General features: G+C 29.6%; 6 protein-coding genes. 5 read left to right on the top strand and 1 reads right to left on the bottom strand.

Translation table 11 applies throughout. The features are described 5' to 3' along the window. A partial coding sequence (locus NAT50_RS12410) for a helix-turn-helix domain-containing protein (RefSeq protein ID WP_408610670.1) occupies window positions 1-126 on the bottom strand: 126 nt, incomplete at its 3' end. Window positions 127-204: 78 nt separating this feature from the next. Here NAT50_RS12410 and NAT50_RS12265 point away from each other — a divergent pair. From NAT50_RS12265 to NAT50_RS12245, 5 genes are all read left to right on the top strand, one after another. Beyond that, on the top strand, window positions 205-1095 hold the full coding sequence (locus tag NAT50_RS12265; RefSeq protein WP_250593519.1) for a putative phage abortive infection protein: 891 nt from the start codon (window positions 205-207) through the stop codon (window positions 1093-1095). A 158-nt stretch (window positions 1096-1253) separates the two neighbouring features. Then, complete coding sequence (locus NAT50_RS12260) at window positions 1254-1832, top strand: outer membrane beta-barrel protein (protein WP_250593518.1); 579 nt, start codon at window positions 1254-1256, stop codon at window positions 1830-1832. A gap of 765 nt (window positions 1833-2597) precedes the next feature. Further along, entirely contained in the window at window positions 2598-3137 is a 540-nt protein-coding gene (locus NAT50_RS12255; RefSeq protein WP_250593517.1) for a hypothetical protein, read from the top strand. A gap of 233 nt (window positions 3138-3370) precedes the next feature. Next, window positions 3371-3613, top strand: a complete 243-nt coding sequence (locus tag NAT50_RS12250; protein ID WP_250593516.1) for a DUF6364 family protein — start codon at window positions 3371-3373, stop codon at window positions 3611-3613. After that, window positions 3613-4020: a type II toxin-antitoxin system VapC family toxin gene (locus NAT50_RS12245; RefSeq protein ID WP_250593515.1), complete on the top strand. Its 408-nt coding sequence runs from the start codon at window positions 3613-3615 to the stop codon at window positions 4018-4020. The genes NAT50_RS12250 and NAT50_RS12245 overlap by 1 nt, the downstream gene beginning before the upstream one ends. Window positions 4021-4294 lie beyond the last annotated feature (274 nt).

Genomic DNA, 4294 nt, shown 5'->3' with positions numbered 1-4294 from the left:
CCTAGAAATGGTACTTTTATTTCGGTTTAGTTTTAAAGCAATTTGAGTGATGGAAAAGTGTTGATTAAGCATTTTTTCAATCTCAATTCGTTCTTCAAATTGAAGCCTTTTATAGTTGTTTTTCATAGTGCAAAAATGTTAATTTTTTTAACATTTGTTGCGTTAGATGTCTGAATCGGCGGTAAGCAGAATCAAGTAACAACTATGAAAAAAGAAAAAGATAATTTAGAAGAAAAAGATAATTGGTTTATTATAATTTCAATAATTGTTTGTATTGTGATTATTGGATTATGGGTTGCAAATTATTTTTGTCTAATTGGTTTGCCTGCAACAGAAAGAGGAACCATTGGTGATATGTTTGGCGTAATTAATTCACTTTTTTCAGGATTGGCTTTAGCAGGCATAATTTTGACAATTTTGTTACAAAGAAAAGAACTGAAATACCAAAGAGAAGAGTTAAGAGATACTCGTAAAGAATTTCAAGTTCAAAATGAAACTTTAAAAATCCAAAGATTTGAAAACACTTTCTTTCATTTACTTGACCAATTTCATCAAATTGTAAATACAATCGATTTCACGTATCATTCAAAAAAGAAAAAAGAACAACCAAGGTCGCTCAGCCAAATGGTAAATAGCCCAAGAGCTCCATTAGAAGATTTAGAAAGTATAACCATAACAGGAAGAGATGTTTTCAGATTCAAGTTCAATAAACTTAGTGAGAGCATAAAAAACCAAGATGATGACTTTCATACTGTTTATTTATCACATTACAATCAAGCTAAATCTGATTTTGGACATTATTTTAGAACTCTATATAGAATACTAAAAATTATTGATGAAACTGATTTTTTCTATGATGGAACAACCGAAGAAAAAGAAATATTTCAAATAAAATATAGATATGCAAGTATTTTACGTGCTCAAATATCAGATTATGAATTAGGTTGGATTTTCTATAACTGCTTAAGTGAAAATGGCGTTGAAAAATTTAAACCGTTAATTGAAAAATATTCATTCTTTAACAACTTGCCAGATGATTTAATTCCAGATAACGAACATTTTAAACTTTATAACAAATCAGCTTTTGGAAAATAAGCACTACCGCTAACAAGCGTTTGGCAAGATTGCGAATTTTGTAGTAAATTCACGTTTATATTTCGCAAGAAATTTTATCTTTAAAAGAAAATAATCGGTTCCGAAGTTCGCAACCTCGCCAAGCGCCGGAACGTTGTATGTAATTTTAAAAAAACATCATGAAAAAAACACTTTTAATTTTATTTTTGAATCTTAATTTAGCTTTATTTTCTCAAGAATCAAAACTTAGTATTGAACTTAATTATCCAATTCCTGCAGACAATAATTTTATTGGAAAAAATTATACTGGAATAGTTGATATTGGAGGAAAATATAAAATTATTGACAAAGACGTTTTAGATTTTGGAGTTGCTTTAAATGCTGGACTTTTGACATTTAATAATTCGAAAATTAATTCACCACAGAATTACAAAATTTATGCTTACCCAATACAACCAAAAATATTTTGTGAGTTTAACATAAAAAATGTTGAAAAACTACATCCATATACATCTCTTGGATATAGTTTCATAATATTTAAAGCAACTGGAACCAACAATGGATATGATGTTTCAGACCTTAACGATACTCAAGCTGGGGTTAACTTAAATTTCGGTTTATCTTATGATATTACAAGTAAATTTTTTGTTAATGGACAATTTGATTTTATAAAGCTTCAAAAAGAAAAAGGAATTCCAAATTCTACATATAATACTAATATCAATTTAGTCAAACTTGGTGTTGGTTTAAGATTATAAAAAACTACATACAACAGCGGTTACAAGTAATGGCTAGGTCAGTAATATTCCGAAAATTCTCCGAATTTTCTAAAATAAGTCTATATTTGTTATGGCTTGGTGCTGGAATTACGCCACTACTTGTAGCCGCAGAACCGTTAGGCGTCAGTTCGTTCCGAACCGACGCTGACTAATCCAATCGAAATTATTCTATCTATAGAAAACAAAGAGATATCATATCCGAAAAAACTTTGCGCAGAAAAAAGCGCAGTTTATAAAAACAAATTCGAGCTATGCTCGATTTTTTTTTTGAATCTTAATTGAACACTTTTTCCGAAAATTGACAACAAAATGCAGAACCGAACTTTACGCTGAAATAGAACTGTATGAAAAAATCTGTTGAATTAAAATTTGAAAATTACTTTTGAAAAACAGAACGGAACTCAAAAAAGAAACGGAACTAGATGTTGAAACGGAAATTTTGAAAAACCGAACAACATACAAAAAACAAATTAGATGTTGAAAACTAAACGTTCATAACTGAACTAAACTCACAAAAATATTCTAATTCATGCCTTCGATTCTTAACAAGAACCGAACGCCTAACAGCGGTTTGGCGCCATTGCGGGTTTTAGCCATATTTGGAAAATTAATCGTTTAACCAAAATTTGTCTATATTTGTTAAATCCCGTTAGCAAATACCGCAACGGCAGGCCAAGCCGGCGGGACGTTAGCGGTAATGCCTTGAAAAATCCGCTAAATAACAAACCAAATTGAGAAAAAACAATGAGAATTTCTAAAAAAAAACTAATCGTTTATTTAATAGTTACAATCTTAATATGCTTTAATCTTTTTGTGTTAAAACCAATTTTAAAGAAAAATTATTTCTCTGAAGATATTCTTGATTTCGAGAGAAATTCTTGGAAATATACAATTGGAATCTCTCTAGTTTTATTAATTGCTTTTACTGTTTATGCATTTAAAAAAAACATCTTGAATTTAAAATTTATCATTTACAATTTTATTGTTGTTTTTGTATTTTCATTTTTTGGGAAAGCCTCAATCGATCATGCTTTACTATATGCTAACTTGAAAATTGAAACAAAAAAATATACCAAAAGTTATGTTGTAATAAGATATGCCCCTAATAAAGTGTTTCATATTTATGATAATAAAAGTGAGTTTATAGTTTTTGAAGAGCAGTTAAAGAAAATTGACTCTATTAGAATAAAGAAAAAGCTAAAATCACTTTACAATTTAAAAAATAATGACACTTTAAATGTTGATTATAAAACGGGTATATTAAATGTAAAGTTTTTAAAATAAGGCACAACCGCTAACAGCAGTTTGGCGCCATTGCTGGTTTTGGCATATTTGGAAAAAACTCCGTTTTTTCCAATTTAGTTTTGTACTAGCAAACTTTTAGCTAAATTTACGCAACGGCAGGCCAAGCCGGCGGGACGTTAACCGCAAGCAGATTTGACGCGACGGGAAATAATTCGTTAAATAATTTTTAGTTACGTGATTTTTTTTTAATTTTACACGTAAATATTTTTATTATGAATACGAAATTAACTTTGAATATAGATCAAAACGTTATCGAGGAAGCAAAATTCTATGCTAAGAGCAATAGTGTGAGCCTTTCTAAGCTTATCGAAAATTATCTTTCATCTCTAACCAAAAGGAACGAAGAAAAAAGCAAAGTAAGTCCACTTGTTGAAAGTCTAACAGGTGTAATCAGCCTTGAAAGCAACGATTATAAAAAAGAATATTCAGATTATCTAGCTAAAAAATATTCTTAATGGACAAAATATTAGTAGACACAAACATTGTATTAGATTTACTTTCTAAACGTGAAGAATTTTACAAAGAAGCTCAACAATTATTTACTTTGTCAGACCATAGCAAAGTTAAACTCTATGTTTCTTCCCTTACACTGGCAAATACTCATTATTTATTAGCTAGAAATCACAAATTAGATGAGGCGAGAAAAATTCTAATAAAATTTAAAGTTTTAGTAGAAGTTTTACCAATGGATGATAAAATTTTAGAATTAGCTTTAGTATCGGATTTCAAAGATTTCGAAGATGCTATTCAATATCACACAGCATTAGAAAATGAATTGGATCTAATAATAACTCGAAATAAAAAAGATTTTAAAAAATCAATACTTCCAGTTCTAACAGCAAAAGAATATTTGAAAAAGTAACACTGCCAGCGGTTAACAGCGGTTTTGCGAAATTTGGGCGGGAGTGATTAATGGAAGGATCTTTTTGTATATTTGGCTTAAGTCCGAATGGAATGGTTAGGGGCAATATAAACCCAAACTTCGCAAAGCCGGCGGGACGTTATAGCCAATTTTAGCGCCGATTCAGACATCTAACGCAACAAATGTTAAAAAAATTAACATTTTTGCACTATGAAAAACAACTATAAAAGGCTTCAATTTGAAGAACGAATTGAGATTGAAAAAATGCTTAATC

This window comes from Flavobacterium luminosum (genome assembly GCF_023635005.1).
Lineage (GTDB): Bacteria > Bacteroidota > Bacteroidia > Flavobacteriales > Flavobacteriaceae > Flavobacterium > Flavobacterium luminosum.
The sequence above is the reverse complement of the archived record's forward strand: the minus strand, read 5'-3'. Positions and strand labels throughout refer to the sequence as shown.